General features: G+C 73.3%; 13 protein-coding genes. 11 read left to right on the forward strand and 2 right to left on the reverse strand.

The window, feature by feature from the left end; all coding sequences use genetic code 11:
* Positions 1-14 precede the first annotated feature (14 nt).
* Together AC0NH5_RS07230 and AC0NH5_RS07235 are read left to right on the forward strand one after the other, a co-directional pair.
* The gene (locus tag AC0NH5_RS07230) at positions 15-770 is read left to right on the forward strand and encodes a DeoR/GlpR family DNA-binding transcription regulator (RefSeq protein WP_474401173.1); all 756 of its coding nucleotides are present in this window, start codon (positions 15-17) and stop codon (positions 768-770) included.
* Between the two features lie 102 nt (positions 771-872).
* The gene (locus AC0NH5_RS07235) at positions 873-2,246 is read left to right on the forward strand and encodes a pyridoxal phosphate-dependent decarboxylase family protein (protein ID WP_474401174.1); all 1,374 of its coding nucleotides are present in this window, start codon (positions 873-875) and stop codon (positions 2,244-2,246) included.
* A 216-nt stretch (positions 2,247-2,462) separates the two neighbouring features.
* Here AC0NH5_RS07235 and AC0NH5_RS07240 read toward each other — a convergent pair whose 3' ends face one another.
* On the reverse strand, positions 2,463-2,852 hold the full coding sequence (locus tag AC0NH5_RS07240; protein ID WP_474401176.1) for a hypothetical protein: 390 nt from the start codon (positions 2,850-2,852) through the stop codon (positions 2,463-2,465).
* A 164-nt stretch (positions 2,853-3,016) separates the two neighbouring features.
* Between AC0NH5_RS07240 and AC0NH5_RS07245 the strand changes: the two genes are divergently transcribed.
* The 4 genes from AC0NH5_RS07245 (at position 3,017) to AC0NH5_RS07260 (ending at position 5,441) form a co-directional block, all read left to right on the forward strand.
* A complete protein-coding gene (locus tag AC0NH5_RS07245; RefSeq protein WP_474401178.1) occupies positions 3,017-3,736 on the forward strand; it encodes an ABC transporter ATP-binding protein in 720 nt (239 codons plus the stop codon).
* Positions 3,733-4,461, forward strand: coding sequence for an ABC transporter permease (locus AC0NH5_RS07250; protein ID WP_474401181.1), 729 nt, complete (start codon positions 3,733-3,735; stop codon positions 4,459-4,461). The genes AC0NH5_RS07245 and AC0NH5_RS07250 overlap by 4 nt, the downstream gene beginning before the upstream one ends.
* Positions 4,462-4,492: 31 nt before the next feature.
* Positions 4,493-5,104 carry a TetR/AcrR family transcriptional regulator gene (locus AC0NH5_RS07255; protein ID WP_474401183.1) on the forward strand — a complete coding sequence of 204 codons (612 nt, stop codon included), beginning with the start codon at positions 4,493-4,495 and terminating at the stop codon, positions 5,102-5,104.
* 199 nt (positions 5,105-5,303) lie between these two features.
* Complete coding sequence (locus tag AC0NH5_RS07260) at positions 5,304-5,441, forward strand: hypothetical protein (RefSeq protein WP_474401185.1); 138 nt, start codon at positions 5,304-5,306, stop codon at positions 5,439-5,441.
* 17 nt (positions 5,442-5,458) lie between these two features.
* On the opposite strand, the gene AC0NH5_RS07265 is transcribed toward AC0NH5_RS07260, so the two are convergent.
* On the reverse strand, positions 5,459-6,253 hold the full coding sequence (locus AC0NH5_RS07265) for an NADPH-dependent F420 reductase (RefSeq protein WP_474401187.1): 795 nt from the start codon (positions 6,251-6,253) through the stop codon (positions 5,459-5,461).
* Positions 6,254-6,589: 336 nt separating this feature from the next.
* On the opposite strand from AC0NH5_RS07265, the gene AC0NH5_RS07270 reads away from it, so the two are divergent.
* The 5 genes from AC0NH5_RS07270 (at position 6,590) to pstS (ending at position 18,566) form a co-directional block, all read left to right on the forward strand.
* Positions 6,590-8,746: a hypothetical protein gene (locus tag AC0NH5_RS07270; RefSeq protein WP_474401189.1), complete on the forward strand. Its 2,157-nt coding sequence runs from the start codon at positions 6,590-6,592 to the stop codon at positions 8,744-8,746.
* Positions 8,747-8,892: 146 nt separating this feature from the next.
* Positions 8,893-15,054, forward strand: coding sequence for a DUF3320 domain-containing protein (locus AC0NH5_RS07275; RefSeq protein ID WP_474401190.1), 6,162 nt, complete (start codon positions 8,893-8,895; stop codon positions 15,052-15,054).
* 40 nt (positions 15,055-15,094) lie between these two features.
* On the forward strand, positions 15,095-16,252 hold the full coding sequence (locus tag AC0NH5_RS07280) for an esterase-like activity of phytase family protein (protein WP_474401192.1): 1,158 nt from the start codon (positions 15,095-15,097) through the stop codon (positions 16,250-16,252).
* Positions 16,253-16,290: 38 nt separating this feature from the next.
* The gene (locus AC0NH5_RS07285; RefSeq protein WP_474401193.1) at positions 16,291-17,544 is read left to right on the forward strand and encodes a hypothetical protein; all 1,254 of its coding nucleotides are present in this window, start codon (positions 16,291-16,293) and stop codon (positions 17,542-17,544) included.
* On the forward strand, positions 17,541-18,566 hold the full coding sequence (gene pstS, locus AC0NH5_RS07290) for a phosphate ABC transporter substrate-binding protein PstS (protein WP_474401195.1): 1,026 nt from the start codon (positions 17,541-17,543) through the stop codon (positions 18,564-18,566). The genes AC0NH5_RS07285 and pstS overlap by 4 nt, the downstream gene beginning before the upstream one ends.
* The last annotated feature ends 4 nt before the right edge of the window (positions 18,567-18,570 follow it).

The following is an 18,570-nucleotide window of genomic DNA, read 5'->3' on the forward strand; positions in this document are numbered from 1 at the left end:
AAGGAGAATCACGGATGCTGGCGGCTGAACGACGCGACGTCCTGGTGGCCCGGCTGGCGGCCGAGGGCAAGCTGGTGGCCAAGGAGATCGCCTTCGAGCTCGGCGTCGCCGAGGACAGCATCCGACGTGACCTGCGGGAACTTGCCGCGGCCGGGCTCTGTCAGCGGGTCTACGGCGGCGCGCTGCCGGTCTCGCCCGCCGTCGCCGACTACGCCACCCGGGCCACGGTCGCCACCTCCAGCAAGGAGCGGGTGGCCACCGCCGCCGTGGCGTTGATCCGGCCGGGGATGACGGTGCTGCTCGACGGCGGGACCACCGCTCTCGCCGTGACGGCCGCCCTGCCGCCCGAGTTGACCGCCACGATCGTCACGCACAGTCCCACCGTCGCCGCGGCCCTGGTGCACCATCCGGCCGTCGACGTCTATGTGCTGGGCGGCCGTCTGTTCAAGCACTCGGCGGTGACCTGCGGCGCGGCGGCGGCGGAGGCTGCTCGCCAGGTGACGGCCGATCTGTTCCTGCTCGGCGTGACCGGAGTCCATCACGAGGCGGGCCTGACCACCGGTGACGCCGACGAGGCCGCGATGAAGCGCACGCTGGCCGGGCGGGCCGCCGACACCTACGTCCTGGCGAGCCGGGAGAAGATCGGCGCCGCGTCACCGTTCTCGGTGCTCGCGCCGCGCGCGGTCAGCGGTGTGATCACCGACGCGCCGCCGGACCATCCGACCTTGCGCTCCCTGCGCGACGCCGGCCTCGCCATCCTTCCCGCTTGATTCTTTGGGTACGCGTTTGTGCACAGTTTTGCCGAGTGTGGCGGGCCAGCGCTTCGGAACTGGCCCGCGACACACCCGGCCGGGCCGTCCTAGCGTCGAGCCGTGCACCCACGACTCGCCGACGACCTGACCGCCCTGCCCGATCTGCTCCAGTCCACCCGCGACTACGCCGCCCACGTCCTCGCCGGTCTCGGCGACCGCCCCGTCGCCCGCACCCCGCACACCGAACGAGCCGCCGCCCTCCCGGTCGAGGGCATCGGCACCGCCGGGGCGCTGGCCCTCTTCGACGAACGCTGGGCGCCGGGCTTCTCCGGCAGCGCCGGCCCCCGCTACCTCGGCTTCGTCACCGGCGGCGCGACCCCCGCCTCGATCGCCGGCGACTGGCTGACCAGCGCCTTCGACCAGAACGCCTCGAACCGCGCCGGATCCTCGGCGGCCGGCCTCGAGGACGAGACCGTGTCCTGGCTGCGGGACATGCTCGGGCTCGGCGCCGCGCACGAGGGCGCCTTCGTCAGTGGCGCCACGATGTCCAACACGGTCGGCCTGGCGATCGCCCGCGAGTGGGTCGGCGAGCAGCTCGGCGTCGAGGTGGCCCGGCAGGGCGTGGCCGCGCTCGGCCCGGTCACCGTGCTCTCCGGCGCGCCGCACTCCAGCGTCCTCAAGGCGCTGTCGATGCTCGGCCTGGGCCGCGACGCGGTGCGCGAGGTGCGCTTGCTGCCCGGCCGGGAAGCCGTCGACGTCGCCGCCCTCGACGAGGCCCTGGCCGCGCTCGGCGGCCGTCCCGCGATAGTGGTGGCCAACGCCGGCACGGTCAACACCGTCGACTTCGACGATCTGCGGGCGATCCTCGCGCTGCGTTCCCGCTATCCGTTCTGGTTGCACGTCGACGCCGCCTTCGGGGGTTTCGCGGCCCTCTCGCCGGCGCACGCGCACCTGGTCGACGGCCTGGCCGAGGCCGATTCGGTCTGCGTGGACCTGCACAAGTGGCTCAACGTCCCGTACGACTCCGCGGTGCAGTTCACCCGCCGGCGTGACCTGCAGCTCCGGGTGTTCCGCAACGCGGCCGCCTATCTGCCTGCGTCCGGTGGCGCCCCGGACCACTTCCACCTCACCCCGGAGAACTCCCGCCGCCTGCGGGCGCTCGCCGCCTGGTTCGCGCTGGCCGCGTACGGCGTGGACGGGCACCGGGAGATCGTGTTGCGCACCGTCGCCGCGGCGCACCGTCTGGGGGAGCGGCTGGCGGCCCTGCCCGGGGTGCGGCTGCTCGCTCCGGTGCGACTCAACGTCGTCTGCTTCGCCGTCCCCGCCGAGACCTCCTCGGTGGTGGCGGCGGTCGCCGAGTCCGGCGAGGCCTTCCTGACGCCCACGGTCTGTCGGGGCGAGCCGGCGCTGCGGGCCGCCTTCAGCAACTGGCGAACCGTGGAAGCCGACGAGGACCGCGTCTTCGACCTGCTCAGCAAGGTCCTCATGGGGTGACCCGCCGGCACTGACCGGGGGCGGACCGGAATTCACCCACCCGATCGGTCATCCGCCCCGGTCCGCCGTGCGAACTGACTCGGTCCGGGCGTCGAGGGGGCGCCCGGACTTCTCCGCAGAGATCGGCCCCAGAACCCAGGGGCGGCGGCCGGAGGGGTGCGGGGAACCTCTGACGCACCCAGCGCGAGCCGGGCGCCTGACCGGGCACGGGGACCGTCAGGCCCGCACGTCCAGCCGTCCGCCGCCGCCGTGCTGGGCCAGGTACCGCAGCGCCGGCTCGAGGTAGCCGCTCACCGGGTTGCGGCCGGTGGGCGTCTGGTCGTACCGGTGGGACAGGTCCTTGAGGTAGGGCGCGGTGACCTCCTGCCCGGGTGCCAGCCGGCCGGACGCCCGGTCGGCCGCGATCGCCGCGGCGAGTGAGTTGATCCAGCCCTGGTTGGTCCCGGCGCCGATCCGCTGCCCGGTGGCCTGAAAGATCAGCTCCCGGTCCCGCGCGGTGAGTGACGCCGAGTCCTGGCGGGCGGTCTGGTTGCGCTCGCGGGCCGGCGGGCGGACCGGGGTGATCGCGGTCGGCTGATGGCCGGGTCGCACCCGGGACACGGACATGGCGGGCTCCCGAAGGCCGTGGTCGCTCTTCTCCCTCCTGATCGGCCGTGGGCGACACGACCTGAGAGCTTTTCCGCCCGATGCCACGCCCTACGTCTATCGATCATGAAGAAACTCATCTAGCGTTGAGTTCAACACTTGATGAGTTTCTCCGGGAGGTACAGATGGACACCGCGATCGAGGTCGCCGGCCTCGTCGTCAAGCGGGGCAGGCGCCTCGTCCTCGACGGCTTCTCCTGCGTCATCCCGCGCGGCAGCGTCACCGGGCTGCTCGGCCCCAGCGGCAGCGGGAAGACCACCCTGATGCGCGCGATCGTCGGCGTGCAGGTCGTCGCGAGCGGCACGGTGACCGTTCTCGGCCACCCCGCCGGCTCCGCGCCGCTGCGCCGGCGGATCGGTTACCTCACCCAGGCGCCGAGCGTCTACGCCGACCTCACCGTCGCCGAGAACGCCCGGTATTTCGCCAGCCTCTACCGGCTCGGGGCGGCCGCCGCGGAGGAGGCGGTGGAGGCGGTCGGGCTGACCGGCCACCGGGACCAGCTGGTGGCGAACCTCTCCGGCGGCCAGCGCAGCCGGGCCTCGCTGGCCTGCGCGATCGTCAGCCGCCCTGACGTCCTCGTCCTCGACGAGCCGACCGTCGGGCAGGACCCGGTGCTCCGCGACGAGCTGTGGGACCACTTCCGCCGGCTCGCCGCCGACGGTGCCACCGTGCTGGTCTCCAGCCACGTGATGGACGAGGCCAACCGCTGCGACCGGCTGCTGCTGATCCGCGAGGGCGCGCTGATCGCCGACGGCACGCCCGCGGCGGTCAAGGACGCGGCCGGCACGCCGGACCTGGACGAGGCCTTCCTCCGCCTGATCAAGAAGCAGGCGGTGCCGGCATGATCCTCGTCAGCACGATCCGCCGGATCCTCACCCAGTTGCGGCACGACCCGCGCACCATCGCGCTGATCATCGTCGTGCCGACGCTGCTGATCACGCTGATCTACTTCATGTACGACGGGCGGCCCGGCGCGTTCGACCGCGTGGCGCTGACCATGCTGGGCGTCTTCCCCTTCACCGTGATGTTCCTGATCACCAGCATCGCCATGCTCCGCGAGCGCACCACCGGCACCCTGGAACGCCTCTTCACCACCCCGGCCGGCAAGCTCGACCTGCTGTTCGGCTACGGCGTCGCCTTCGGCCTGGCCGCCACCGCGCAGGCCGCCGTCGCCGCCGGCTTCGCCTACTGGGCGCTGGACATGCGGACGGCCGGCAGCGTCGGGCTGGTCATCCTGATCGCGGTCGCCAACGCGGTCCTCGGGGTCGCTCTGGGCCTGCTGTGCAGCGCTTTCGCCCGGACCGAGTTCCAGGCCGTGCAGTTCATGCCGCTGGTCGTGGCGCCCCAACTGCTGCTGTGCGGCCTGTTCGTGCCGCGCGCCGAGATGGCCGGCTGGTTGCAGGCGATCAGCAACGTGCTACCCATGTCGTACTCGGTCGGGGCGCTGACCGAGGTGGGCGCGCACACCGAGCCGACCGGCGTCATGTGGCGCGACCTCACGGTCGTGGTCGGCGCGATCATCGTCGCGCTCGTCCTGGGAGCGGCGACGCTGCGCCGCAGGACGCCATGACCCCGGCTGGGGTACGACGAGAGGACTGCACGTGGTGCGACGGACCGGCCGCCGGCCCGGCAACCCGGACACGCGGGAGGTCATCCTCACCGCTGCCCGCGCGGCGTTCGCCGAGAAGGGTTACGACGGCGCCTCGATCCGGGGGATCGCGTCCGGCGCCGGGGTCGACCCGGCGCTGGTGCACCACTACTTCGGCACCAAGGAGAAGCTCTTCCTGGCCAGTGTGGAAGCGCCGTTCAGCCCGATCGACCTGATCAGCGAGGCGGCGGCCGGGGACCGCGCGGACCTCGGCCCCCGCCTCGTCCGGGCCTTCCTGCGGGTCTGGGACGGGCCGGCCGGGGCGGCCGGGGTGGCGATGCTGCGCTCCGTGGTCGGCAGCGAGTGGACCACGAAGCTGATGCGCGAGTTCGTGATCACCCAGATCCTCCGCCGCGCGGTGCCCAAGCTGGGCCTGGACCCGGTGGAGGGCAGGCTGCGGATGACGTTCGCGGCCAGCCAGATCGTCGGCCTCGCGATGGCCCGTTACGTGCTCAAGGTGGAGCCGATGGCCTCCGCGCCGCCGGAGGTGATCGTGGCCGCGCTCGGCCCGACCGTCCAGCGCTACCTGACCGGAGAGATGCCCGGGGTCTTCCCGCCGGGCTGAACGGGCAACGCGGGCCATGTCGGCCGCTCCGGCGCTCCGGCCGGGAAATCCGCGGGAAATCCTTCACGATCCGCGGTGCGGGCCGATAGGCGGTGCACTTGACCCGCCCCTCCCAGCGTGCGGATGTGTGTGTGAAGTTCGGCCCGTATACGCACCCGAACTTCACACACCGAATGGGGGCACCGGAGAAGGAGCCGTCGTGACCATCAGCATCGGAACCGCCAACGCGTCCTCGACCCGCGACACGCAGGTGGCGTGGCTGCGCCGCCGTGAGGACAGCCGGACGGTGCAGACGCCCCGCCCGGAAATGACCCGGGAACTCAGCGCGGCGCGGTGAACGGCCGGTTCGCCTGCTCAGTGCAGGGTGTTGAGTGCCTCGGCGAGGGCGTCGGTGGCGTCCCGGACGTCCACCTCGCGGCTCTGCAGCGGGCCGCCGGTCTCGGTGAGCCGGGCCGCCTTGGCGCCGCCGGCGTAGAACGGGGCGAAACCCAGATCCCGGATGATCCGCGAGGCGGTCTCCCGGGCGTCCCGCTCGTCGGTGCAGACGAACTCGGCGAGCAGCGGATCGTGTCCGCGCCGCCGGCTCAGCACCTCGGCCGGGATGGTGTTGAACGCCTTCACCCAGTGCGCACCGGGCGCCCACTCCATCAGCGTCTCCAGGCCGCTCTTCGTGGCGGACCGCGCGAGCATCCGGTCGGTGACGTCGGTCGGCGGGCCGGTGACCGCGGCGGCCAGCGCCTCCGGGCTCTTGCTGCTGACCCGGTAGGAGTCGCCGGCGAACGCGGCACCGGAGAACGCCCCCGGCCCCGGCATCTCGGACGCGACGCCGGAGAAGACTCCCGGCCCGCGCGCCCCGTCGATCGGAACGGCCGGATTGGTGACGTCGATGATCACCTTGCCGTCGATCTGCGGACGGGTCGCCTCGATGGCCTCCTTCGCGGACGCCCAGTTCGGCGCGAAGATCACCGCGTCACCGAAGGCGGCCGCCTGCGGGACCGACATCACCTGCATCTGCCAGTTCATCTGGTCCACCAGCTCGCGCACCCGCTCCGGATGCCGCGAGGTGACCGCCACATCGTGTCCGCTCTCGGCGCACCATGCCGCCAGAGTGCCGCCGAGCCGGCCCGCCCCGATCACACCGATACGCATGACCTCAGCGTGCCTTCCGGGTCCTGCCTGCGAGTGGTGAATCGCGAATCCCGTGGCGGCGCCCCGGCTGCCCGGCCCGGCAGGTCAGCCCGGCGGCCGCCGGGCGGTCCGGGCCCGGCAGCGAGGTCGCGGTGTGGCCCCGGGACCGTTCGGTGGGCGTACCCAAAAAGGAAGCGTGCGAAGAACGCCGAGCTTGCGCGGGGGAGTCCGGAATATGGTCGCCTGAACGTTGCGTCAGTCGCTCTGGCGGACCGAAGCCGATACGGAACGTATGGATGGTCGCCCTCGTCCGTACGGGTGAGGTCACTGACGGAAAGCAGACACTAGCGTTCCCGTGTGGCGAATCGGTTCCAACTGTGGGGACAAGCGGGCTGGGCAAGTGCCGAGGTGGTCGGCGAGACGCACTACGCCAAGGCGATACGTGCGCTCTTCGGCAGCGACTTCAACCCCGCCGGAACCGAGATAACCGTTCCGCTCCAGCTGATACCCGATCGCAGCAACCGGCACGACCGTAACGCCGTGGGCGTCTGGTCCGGTGCCGCCCTGCTCGGCCACCTGCCGCGCTCGGAGGCGGCCCGCTACGTCGAGGTCCTTTCGTCGCTGACCGCCCGCGGCCTGGTGCCCGAGGTCAACGCCCGGGTCCAGGGCCGGGAGTGGGCCGGTTACGACGGGCGTGCGGCCACCTTCGACGGCTCGATCCGGCTCGACCTGGCCGAGCCGCACCTGCTGGTGCCGGCCAACCCGCCGCCGGCGCAGGAGCATCGGGTGCTGCCCAGCGGCTCGGCCGTGCAGGTCACCGGCCAGCAGCAGCTCCTGGAAGCGCTCCGGCCGCTGCTGCGCCCGGAGGGCGAGTGCTGGGCGTACGTGACGTTGCACGAGATGGCCGACCACCTGATCGAGGTCCGCATCGGCGACGCACGGGTCGGCGACCTGAGCCCGAAGATGAGCGGCGAGCTGCTGCCCGCGCTGCGGCACCTGGCGGAGCGGGGACTGGTCACCGCGGCCCGTGCGATGGTCAAGGGCCACGACGGCAAGGCCGAGGTGATGCTGCACATCGCCCGCGTCCAGGACCTTCCGGAGGTGTGGCAACCGAACGCCGGGCGCCAGGCCGGGCTCGCGCCGGTCTCCCCGGCGGCCCCTGCCTCCGGGCCTGCGGTCGTCCCCGCCGGGCCGGCCGTCCTCCCCTCCGGACCGGCTGTCTTTCCCTCCGGACCGGCCAGTGCCCAGGCCGCTCCCGCAACGACCGGCCGGGCCCCGGCAGGTTCGCCGGCCTCCGGTGTGACCAGCACGGGACCGGGCACGACCGCGCCGGTGACCGCGGCGCCGGGCCCGGCCGGTTCTCCTCCGGCGTCGGGATCCGGCGGCTTCCCTGTGACGCCGGGCTCGGGTGGTTTCCCCGTGACGCCGGGCCCGGCTGGTTCCTCGGCGTCGGGTTCGGGCGGTTTCCCTGTGACGCCGGGCCGGGGTCCGGCGGGGGAGCCGGCGCCGAGCTGGATGCCCGCGGGGGAGCCGGTGCCCAGCTGGGCCGCGCCCGCCGAGTCGCTGCCGACGTGGGCGCCGGCCGGGGACGCGATGCCGAGCTGGGCGATACCCAGCGGTGGCGTGCCGAGCTGGGCCACGTCGCCGAGTTCCGGCCTGCCGACGCTGCCGTCGACCGGGTCCCTGCCCGGCGGCGCGAACCCGCGGCTCGACCCGGCCGGCGCGTCCTTCGACGACCCGCCTGCGCCGGCCTTCACCGAGTTGCCCAGCCCGGCCGTCAACGAGTTGCCCGCTCCGGCCTCCAACGAGCTGCCCGGCTCTTTCTTCAACGAGCTGCCCGGCTCTTCCTTCAACGACTCGCGCGGGCCGGGCTTCGGTGATCCGCGCGGGCCGGGTTTCACCGACCCGGCCGGTTCGCTGCTGGCTACGCGGGGTGCGGCCGCTCGCGCGCCGCTGGCGCCGGAGCCGGTGCGCCCGGTCAGCCCGGCGTCCGCACCGATGCGTCCGGTCAGTCCCGCGCCGGCGGCCCCGTCAGCCTCGGAGGAACGGTCCGTGCCCGCGGAGCGCGCCAGGTCGGCGGAGCGTTCTGCATCGGGTGAGCGGTCCGGGTCCGGCGAGCGCTCCGGGCCCGCTGAGCGCTCTGGGCCCGGTGAGCTGTTCGGGCCGGATGAGCGGTTCGGGTCCGGTGAGCGGTCCAGGTCGGCGGGCCGGCCGGTGTCGTTGCTGGACGACCCGGGAGCGGCGGTGCACGCCGAGACCACGGTCATCCCGGCGCTGACCGCTGTGGTCAAGGGCAACGCGGCCCGGCGCAGCGGTGTCGCCCCGGTGTCGCCCGCGCCGGAGAGCAACCCGCACCCGCCGATCCCATCGGCGCCGACCGGGATCAAGTTCGTGGTGCCGCCGGGCTGGCCGGTCCCGCCGGAGGGCTGGTTCCCGCCGGAGGGCTGGCGCCCCGACGCGAGCTGGCCGCTCGCCCCGGCCGGCTGGCAGTGGTGGGTGCCCACCTGGGACTGAGCGAGCCGGGCGGCGGGTGGTGAGAGCTGCTCCAGGGGGCTGAGCGGGCCGGAAAAGGGGTTGATTTCGGCCGGTTGGCGTCCGGAACGTCGGATTAACCCGCAAAATCGCCACGGTGACCCACCTCTCCTTGTTGGAATGGGCAGATGCGGTGGGATGATGCGGACGGGCTGGCCGGGCGGCCGGATGCACGTGTCCGGGGTGTGCTCGAAACCTGGCGGAACGATCTGCTCGATCTCACCGGTGCCAACCCGCTGATCGACGTCGAGACCTCCGGCACCGCCGTGGTGCCGGTGGTCAGCCCGTCGCCGCGCAGCGTCGTTGAGGCGCTCCAGCAGGGTCGTGAGTGCGGCTTCCTCGGCATCGAGGAGCAGGCCGAGGGGCCCCGGCCCCGCGCCGCGCACGTGTTCCAGACCCCGATGGCGGACGCCGACATGGATGCGACGCTGCACGCGCTGCGCCGCGTCGACCGGCGTGATCAGCTGGAGCACGGCTGGTCGGCGCTCTACCTGGCGGTCGGCACGCTGCACTGGCGGGACGGCGACCAGGACTTCGCCAGCCCGATCCTGCTGCTGCCGGTCGATCTGGAACACCCGGACCCGCTGGACTACCCGCGACTGCGGCCCCGCGCGGAGGACCCCATCGTCAACCCGGCGCTGGCTGTGCGCCTGCGCGCGTACGGCGTCGAGTTGCCCACCGTGGACAGCCTGACCGGCCTGGACGTCACCGTCTTCTGGGCCCGGCTGGACGCCGCGATCAGCGAGCATCAGGAGTGGCGCACCGACGAGGCGATCATGCTGTCCCGGTTCCCGGTGGACCGTGAGGTGCTCTACGCCGACCTGGTCGACAACGAGCGGCAGATCCTCGCTCACCCGGTGGTCCGTGCGCTGGCCACCGACCCGAAGGCGCAGATCGACGCGTTCAGGTTCGAGCCGATCCCGCCGCGGCGCATCGACGAGCTGGCCCCGCCGGACGACGTGCCGCTGGTGCTCGACGCCGACGCCGCCCAGCGGTCCTGCGTCTCCGCCGCCCTGGCCGGCCGCAGTTTCGTGATGCGCGGCGCGCCCGGCACCGGCAAGACGCAGACTGTCGCCAACATGGTCGCGTGCCTGTTGCACGGCGGTAAGCGGGTGCTGCTCGTCTCGGAGAAGGCGGCCGCCCTGGACACCGTCAAGGAGCGGCTGGCCCGGGCCGGGCTGGAGGACTATCTGCTCGAGCTGCACAGTGGGCGGACCGGCCGGCTGCAGGTGGCGTCCGCGCTGGCCGCGGCACTCGACTTCATCCCGCTGCCGCCGCCGAGCCTGTCCACCGACGAGCGTGAGGAGCTGCGCGAGCACCGGCGCCGGCTCAACGCTTACGCGGAGGCGATGAACGAGGTCCGCGAGCCGCTCGGGCACCGGCTGCACGACGTGCTCGGCATGTGCGCGCAGATGATCGACGTGCCGGCCGCCCCGGTGCCGTCCACGCTGCCGGTGCCGCTGACCACCCAGTCGCTGCAGAACGTGCGGGACGCCGCCGAACGTCTCGGGCGCGCGTGGCGGCCCGCCGTGCAGGGCGACGACTTCCTGTGGCGGGACGTGATCGACCGCAACCGCCTGGACGCCCGCCTGCACCAGGCGCAGACCGCGCTGGAGCACCTCGTCGAGGCGGCCGCCAAGGATTCCCTGGCCGCGGTGTTCGGCGTGCACGCGCTGACCGACACGATCACGCTCACCACGCTGGTGTCGCACGCTGCCCGGCGCCCGCCCGAAGCCGTCGACGAGTGGCTGACACTGCCCAGCCTGGAGCCGGTGGCCCGCGCCGCCGAGGGGTTGTTGCGTCACCTCAAGACGCTGCACGAGGCCGAGGACGCGGTGCGCGCCAAGGCCGGCGTGACCTGGTCGTCGCTGCCCAACCCGGCCAAGCTGCCGGTGGTGCCGAGTCTGGCGCACCTGGAGCCGCCGGCCGTGGAGCTGCTGCCGATCACCGCGGCCCAGGCCCGGGGGCTGGCCCGCCGGTTCGCCGACGAGGCGGACCGCCTCGAACAGCACCAGCACAGCCTGGACCGGGTGACCGCCCGGCTGGGCCTGCCCAACGTCGTGGCGTTCACCGACATCGGCCGGGTCGCCGCGATCGTCGACCTGTTGTCCCGGCCGCACAAGCCGGAGCCGGGCTGGTTCGACGTCGCTGGGACGGCTGCCGCGCGGACCGCGTCGGCGGTGCTCAAACGCTCGGTCGAAGCGGCGCGGGCGGCCGAGGCCAGGGCTCGCGAACACTTCAACGACGCCGCGCTGCACGAGCCGGTGGACGAGCTGGCCGAGCGCTTCGCCACGGTGCACAAGGGGATGCGCAAGCTACGGGCGCCGTACCGCCGGGACAAGAAGGCCGCCGCGGAGATCGCCCGGCCGGACGTCAAGCGGTCGCAGGCGGTCGCCAATCTGAGCGCGGCAGCGGCGTGGAAGCGGTCCATCCTCGACCTGGAGGAGGCGGAGAAGCAGCACGCCAAGATCCTCGGGCGGCACTGGCGGCGGCTCGACACCGACTTCGACGCGATCGACGACGCCCTGCGCACCGCCGAGGAGGTGCTGCAGGTGACGCCGCCGGAGGCGCTGCCGGCGGTGATCGAGCGGGTCAGCGCACCGACCCCGAACAGCGCGATCATCCGGATCGTCTCCGAGGCGCGCAAGGAGTTCGACCGGTGGACCGCGGCGCTGCGCCCGGCGCCCGAGCCGGCGCCGCGCCCGCAACTCGCGGCCGGCCCGATCCACGACGCGGTCACCTGGCTGCGGGCGCACGTGGAGCCGTTCACCGCGGCGGCGGAGCTGGTCCAGGCGTACAGCGCGGCGGCCGGGCGGGACTTCACCCTCGCCGAGTCGGCCGCGATCGGGATGCTCCGGGAGAGCGCCTCCGACGCCGCCGCGGCGCTGTCCGCGAACGCCGCCGAGTACGCGAAGGTGCTCGGCGCCGTCTACCGCGGCACCCAGACCGACGTGGACGCGCTCGCCGCCGCGATGGCCTGGACCTCCGAGGCGCGCCGGGTGCGCACCGGTGGGGACATCGCGTTCACCCCCGAGCAGGTGGCGGTGCTGCGCAAGGCCCGGCCGACGGATCCGCTGCCGTCCCGGGTCGGCGAGTGGCAGGCGGCGCGGGACTGGATCCTGCGGGCCTTCGCGCCGCGCCGGCACCCGTCGCTGACCGCCGCGCTCGACGACTTCGAGCACGCCGGGGAGCTGCTGCACGCGCTGCTGGAGGACAGCCGCGGCCAGCAGGAGTGGTTCGAGTACCAGGCCGCGCGGACGGTGCTGTCCGAACACGGCCTGGACGCGGTGGTCGACTTCTGTGCCCGCGAGGACCTGCCGGTCGAGCAGATCCTGCCGGTGCTGGGCCGGGCCCTCTTCCAGTCCTGGGCGGACACCGTGATCCGCGAGGACGACCGGCTGCCACCGCTCGACGCGATCGGTCACGACCGGCTGATCAGCGAGTTCCGGCTCTGGGACGCCCGGTTGCAGCGGGCCGCCGCTGCCGACGTGATGAACGCCGTCGACGCCCGGCAGCCTTCGGACACCGCCGCCTCCGAGGCCGCGCTGCTTCGGGCCTGCGCCGCCCAGCAGGGTCGCCGCCCGGCCGTGCGCGACCTGATCGCGCAGACCCGGCACGCCACGATGGCGGTGAAGCCCTGCTTCGTGACCGTTCCGGCCGGGGCCAGCCGGCTGCTGCCGGCCGAGCTCCAGTTCGACGTGGTGATCGTGGACGAGGCGTCCCGGATGCCGGTGGCGGACGCCGTCGCCTGCGCGTACCGCGGCAGCTCGCTGATCGTGGTCGGCGACGACCGGCAGCTCACCACGGCGCCGGTGCCCGCGGGCGACGGGCTGTCGATCCTGGACCTGGCCATCACCTGCGGCGCGTTCCGGGTGATCGACCTGCCCACCCATTACCGCAGCCGGCACGAGTCGCTGATCTCGTTCGCCAACCACAGTTTCTACCGCGGCGGGCTCGGCACCTTCCCGGCCGCCGGTCCGCCCGGCCCGGACGCCGGGGTGCAGTTGTTCCCGGCCGGCGGCGACACCCCGCTGAGCGGCATGGTCGCCAGCCGGGTCGCCCATCACCTGGTCACCCGTCCCGACCTGAGCCTCGGCGTGGTCGCTTGCACGCCGGAGCAGGCGCACGAGATCGAGGTCGCGGTACACGACATGGTGGCCGCGCACGACGAGGACCGGTTGCGCGGGTTCTTCGTCAAGGACCTGGACACGGTGCAGGGCGACGAGCGGGACGTGGTCATCCTGGCCATCGGCGAGGAGCTGGGTGGGCTGGCGGGCCCGGACGGCTGGCGGCGGCTCAACGTGGCCACCACACGCGCCGCCCGGCGGCTGGAGGTGATCTCCGCGGTCCGTGGGCGGGACCTGCCGGACACCGACGACCACCGGCACCTGGCCGCCTATCTGGACTACGCGGTGCGCGGCGAGGCGGCCCTCGGCGTCGAGGACAGCCGCCCGGACCAGCAGACGCCGTTCGAGGACTCGGTGCGCGACGTGCTCCGGGCCTGGGGCTACCGGGTGCAGACCCGGGTCGGTACCGGCTCCTTTCGCATCGACCTGGCGATCCGCCGCAACGCCCGCCGTAACGCCCCGTTCGCCCTCGGTATCGAGTGCGACGGCACCACGTACGATTCCGCGCCCGCCGCCCGGGACCGGGACCGGCTGCGTGAGCAGGAGCTGCAGAGCCTCGGCTGGCGGCTGCACCGGATCTGGGGCACCGCGTGGTACCTGGATCGGCAGAACGAGGAGAACCGCCTGCGGGCCGCGGTGGACGCGGCCTTCGCCGAGTTCCCCGTCGAGCAGGCGCCGGAACTGACGGTCACGGCGACGGAGACCGCGGCGCCGGCACCGTCGCCGGCCGCCGGCTTCGAGCCGGTTCAGGAGCAGGAGATCGGGGGGTACGACCGAACGGCACCCGCCGAGCCGGAGGACGTGGCGGGTCACGTGGTCGCGGAGCGCTTCCCGGCGGACGAGGAGGCGGCCCCGGTCGACGAGCCGTATCTGGCGGCCGAGGACGTCACGGCGGTCGACGACCCGTACCCGGCCGGTGCGGACGTCGCCGAGGTCGACGGGCCGTTCCTGGCCACGGACAGCGAGCCCTGTGTGGCCGCGGAGGGCGAGCCGTACCTGGCCGCGGAGACCGAGGCGGACCTGCAGGCGGAGGCGGAGGCGGAGCTGTACGTGGCCGCCGCGAGCCGCGAGGAGCAGTTCGCGGTCGACGAGGAGTTCGAGGTGGGCGCCGAGCAGGCTCGCGCCTATCTGGCCGGCACCGACGACTTCGGCCGGCACGCCGCCGACGTGGCGGCCCCGGCCGAGGAGCACCACGTCGAGCCGGCGATCTTCGAGCACCTGCACCGGGAGGAGGTCACCGACCTGCACCCGGTGCACCCGCCGGCGGAGGAGCCGCCGTTCGTGGTGCCGGTGGCGGCGTTCGAGGGCCCGCGGACAGTGCCCGCCGAGGACCTGGCGACCGCGGGCGCCGAGGGCCTGGCCACACCGGATTTCGAGGGCTTGGCGACCCTGGGCGTCGAGTGGGAGGTGCCGGCGGCCCCGACGGTCACCGCGCCGGCCGCGGAAGCGCTCGGGCCCGAGATGCCGGCGACCGCGATGCCCGTGGCCGAGACCGCCACGGCCTCGACAGCTGTTCCCGAACCGGTGGACCGCAGCAGCGAGTGGGCTCACCCGTACCAGAAGGCCCGTCTTTCCAAGATCCGGCCCGGCGCCGGCCTCACCGAAGCCGGCACCCGCCCGCAGATCGCCGAGGCCCTGCGGGAGATCGCCCGGGTGGAGGGCCCGGTGCACGTCGACCTCGTCCTGCAGCGGATGCGGGAGCAGTGGGAGCTGACCCGGATCACCAAGCAGGCCCGCACCGTCATCGAGGGTCTCCTCGAGGCCGGGCAGGCGGGCGTGAGCTGGGACGGCGCGTTCCTGAGCGACCCGGAGCAGCCGGTCCCGGCGGTGCGCCTGCGCGCCGAGGGCGTGTCCCGCAAACCGGACCAGATCGCCGACGCCGAGGTGCGCCTCGCCATGGAACACCTGGTCCACGACGGCGGCGTGCTCAGCCTGGAGGAGCTGCTGACCGCGACCGGCCGCCTCTACGGCTGGGCGTCACGCCGCTCCCCCGAGCTGGACGCCCGCCTCACCGGCATGGTCGCCGATCTCGTCGCCGAGGGTCACCTGGTCCAGGCGGGGGAGGGGCTCACCTATGACCACGGCCTGCCGGACGTGGCGTCGCTGCCGCGGCACGAGGCGTCGGCGAAACGTCGCCGCAAGTCCACCGCCGGACGCGGGTGAGCCGCCTGCCGTTCACCCGCGAGACCTAGGGTCCGGCCACATGAGAAAGGTCATTCTGCTCGCCGGCGCCCTCGGTCTCAGCCTGGCGCTGACGGGCAACGCGTCCCACGCGGGCGGTCACTCGAGGATCACTACGCCCACCCTGACCGCTTTCGCGTCGCTGCCGGCCGGCACCTTCGTGCCCGGCAGCGAGCCGTCCGGCAGCCTGGTCACCGGCAACACCAACGGTTTCCCGGTGCCGTTCGCCGACCAGCCGGTCCAGGGTTTCTCCGGCATCGCCCGCAACAGCGACGGCACCTACGACGTGCTCTCCGACAACGGGTACGGCAACCAGGCGAACTCGGGCGACTTCCTGCTGCGCATCCAGCGGCTGGCCCCGGCGTTCGCCACCAACACGGTCGACGTGCTCGGTGGTGTCAACCTCACCGACCCGCGCGGTCACGTGCCATGGAAGCTCACGCGTGCCGACCGGGTGCTGACCGGCGCGGACTTCGACGTGGAGTCGATCGTCAAGCTCCGGGACGGGTCCTATTGGATCGGTGACGAGTTCGGGCCGTACCTGCTGCACTTCGACCGCGCGGGCCGGCTGCTGTCGGCTCCCGTGCCGCTGCCCGGGGTGACCGCCCCGGAGACCGCGGCCCGCACCGGCGGCACCGCCAACCTGGGCGGCAGCAAGGGTTTCGAGGGCCTGGCCGCCGCGCCGGACGGCCGTCACCTGTGGGCGCTGCTGGAGGGCACCGTGACCGGTGACCCGGCCGGGCAGCTGCGGATGAACGAGTTCGACACGCGCACCGGGAAGTACACCGGCAAGCGCCTCACCTATCAGCTCGAGGCGCCGTCGAACGCGATCGGCGACGCCATCGCGATCGACCGCAACCGTTTCCTGATCATCGAGCGGGACAACGGACAGGGCGCCACGGCGGTGTTCAAGAAGATCTACATCGCTTCCCGGCACGGCGACGCGCTCCGCAAGACCCTCCTGGTCGACCTGATGAACATCGCCAACCCGCGCGGGCTGGGCGGCTTCGGCACCACGTTCACCTTCCCGTTCCAGACCATCGAGGACGTCGTGATCCTGGACGACCGCCGGATCGCTGTGCTCAACGACAACAACTTCCCGTTCTCCAGCGGCCGTGCCCCCGGGGTCGCGGACAACAACGAGTGGATCGAAATCAGCCTGCCGAGGTCCCTGAGGTAAACAAGAAGTGTCTTGACCTGCGGTTTTAGGGTGAAGGCGTGTTCCTTGAGGAAGTGCTTCGCCCGGCGACGCCGGCCCGGTTGCGCCTCTGGACCGGGCTGGTCGTCGCGGTGGCGGCCACCCTGCTGCTGAGCCTGGCCGTGGTGATGTCCCGGGTGCAGGAGCAGGTGCGGGTGATCGGCCACGAGGCCACCCCGCAGGCGGTCGCGGCCGCCGACCTCTATCTGGCGCTGAGCGACCTCGACGCGCAGGCCACCCGGATCCTGCTGGCCGGCGACGCGGACGAGACGGCGGGCAGCCGGATCGACGCGCAGGGCCGCTATCGCGACCGCGGCCGGCAGGTCGACGCCGACCTGCGGGCGCTCACCGCGGCCAACCTCGGCGTGGTCGTCGACCTGACGGACGGGCTGGCCGTCTATCGGCAGCGGGTCGGCGAGGCGCTGGCCACCCGCGAGCGGGGGTTCTACACCCAGGCCACGAACCTCATGCACCAACGTCTGCTGCCCGGCGCCCGGCGTCTGCTGGAACAGAGCGAGGAACGTCTGGACCGGGCGTACGCGGCGAAGCGGAGCACCGAGACCACCGGCACCGTTCTCGCCGTGCTGCTCGGCGGTGCGCTGCTGCTGCTCCTGATCGGGCAGCAGGTGTGGCTGGCCCGCCGGTTCCGCCGGATCGTCAACCCGGCGCTGCTCGCCGCGACCGGGGCCGGCGCGCTGCTGATCGTTGCGGCGGTCGTGGTCCTCGGCGCGCAGGAGCGACAGTTGGCCGGCGCCCGCGCGGACAACCTCGCGCCCTATCTGGAGCTGTCCCGGCTGCGTGCGATCAGCTACGACGCCGCCGCCGACACCAGCCGGTACGTGGTGAGCGAGAACCTCGAGTACTACCGGGCGGGCTTCACCGCCAAGTCGGTGTGCCTGACCGGGGCGGCGGTGTGCTCCGCCGACCTGGCCGGCGGCGGGTTACCGGTCCTGGCCGGCGCGGAGGCCCACCGGCGCTGGCAGGCGTACGAACGCGACCACGAGCGGATCCTCGCCGCGGCGGACGCGGATCGCCGGGCGGAGGCGGTCGCGGCGCTGACCGGCCTCCGGCGTGGTGACGCCGCGTTCGACTTCGCCTATTTCGACGCGGCGGTCGCCGCGGTCACCACCCGGCACGAGCGCGAGTTCGACCGGGATCTGCGGGCGGCGGAGCTGACCGTCACCGGATGGGTGGTGCTGCCGCCCGCCGGGCTGGGGCTGGTGATCGTCCTGACCCTGCTGGGAGTGCGGAAGAGATTGGCGGAGTACCGATGAGACGCCTGGCGGTCACCCTCGCGGGCCTGGTGAGCCTCGCCGGGTGCGGCGCCTCCTTCTCGACACCGCCCCCGGCCGCCGTCGCGTGCGAAGCCGGGTCGGTGACCGGGCAGGGGTCGTCGGCGCAGACCAGCGCCGTGCACGCGTGGATCGAGGACTATCAGATCGCCTGTGCCGAGGCGGCTGTGGAGTACGGCAGCGTGGGCTCGGGCGCCGGGGTGCGGGCCTTCCTCGACGGGACGGGCGACTTCGCCGGGACCGACTCGCCGCTCGGGGCGGCGGACCAGCGCCGGGCGGAGCAGCGGTGCGGGGGACCGGTCGTCCACCTGCCGATGGTCGTCGGGCCGATCGCGGTGGCCTACAACGTGGCCGGGGCGGAGATGCTGAACCTGACGCCGGCCATCCTGGCGAAGATCTTCACCGGCCGGATCACGGTCTGGAACGATCCGGCGATCGTACTGGACAATCCGGACGTGGTGCTGCCGGCGACACGGATCCGGCCGGTGTACCGCTCGGACAGCTCCGGCACCACGGCGAACTTCACGGGCTATCTGTCCCGGGCGCCCGAGTGGACGGCGGGCAGTAGCAGCTCGTGGCCGGCCCGGGTCGGCACCGGCCGGCGGGGCAGTCACCGGGTGGCGGCGGAGATCGCCGCGGCCGACGGGGCGATCGGCTATGTGGAGGCGTCCTACGCCCGGGCCGGCGACCTGCCCACGGCCTGGCTCGGGGACCGGGCGGAGGGCTTCGCGGCGCCGACCGACTACGCCACCGGCCGGGCCGTCGAATCGGCCCGGGCCGGTGCCGACCTGCGGTTGACGCTGGACCCGCCGGCGGGGGCCTATCCGCTGGTCACCATCACGTACGAGGTGGTGTGCCGGACCGGGACGCCGGCCGTGGCGCGCAGCTTCCTGGCGTACGCCGCCGGGGAGGCCGGGCAGCGGGCCGCCGCGGGCGCCGGCTACGTCCCGTTGCCGGAGACGTTGCGGGCGCGGGTCGCTCAGGCCGTCGCCGAACTGGGCTGAGTTA

This window comes from Actinoplanes sp. 13 (assembly GCF_056134165.1).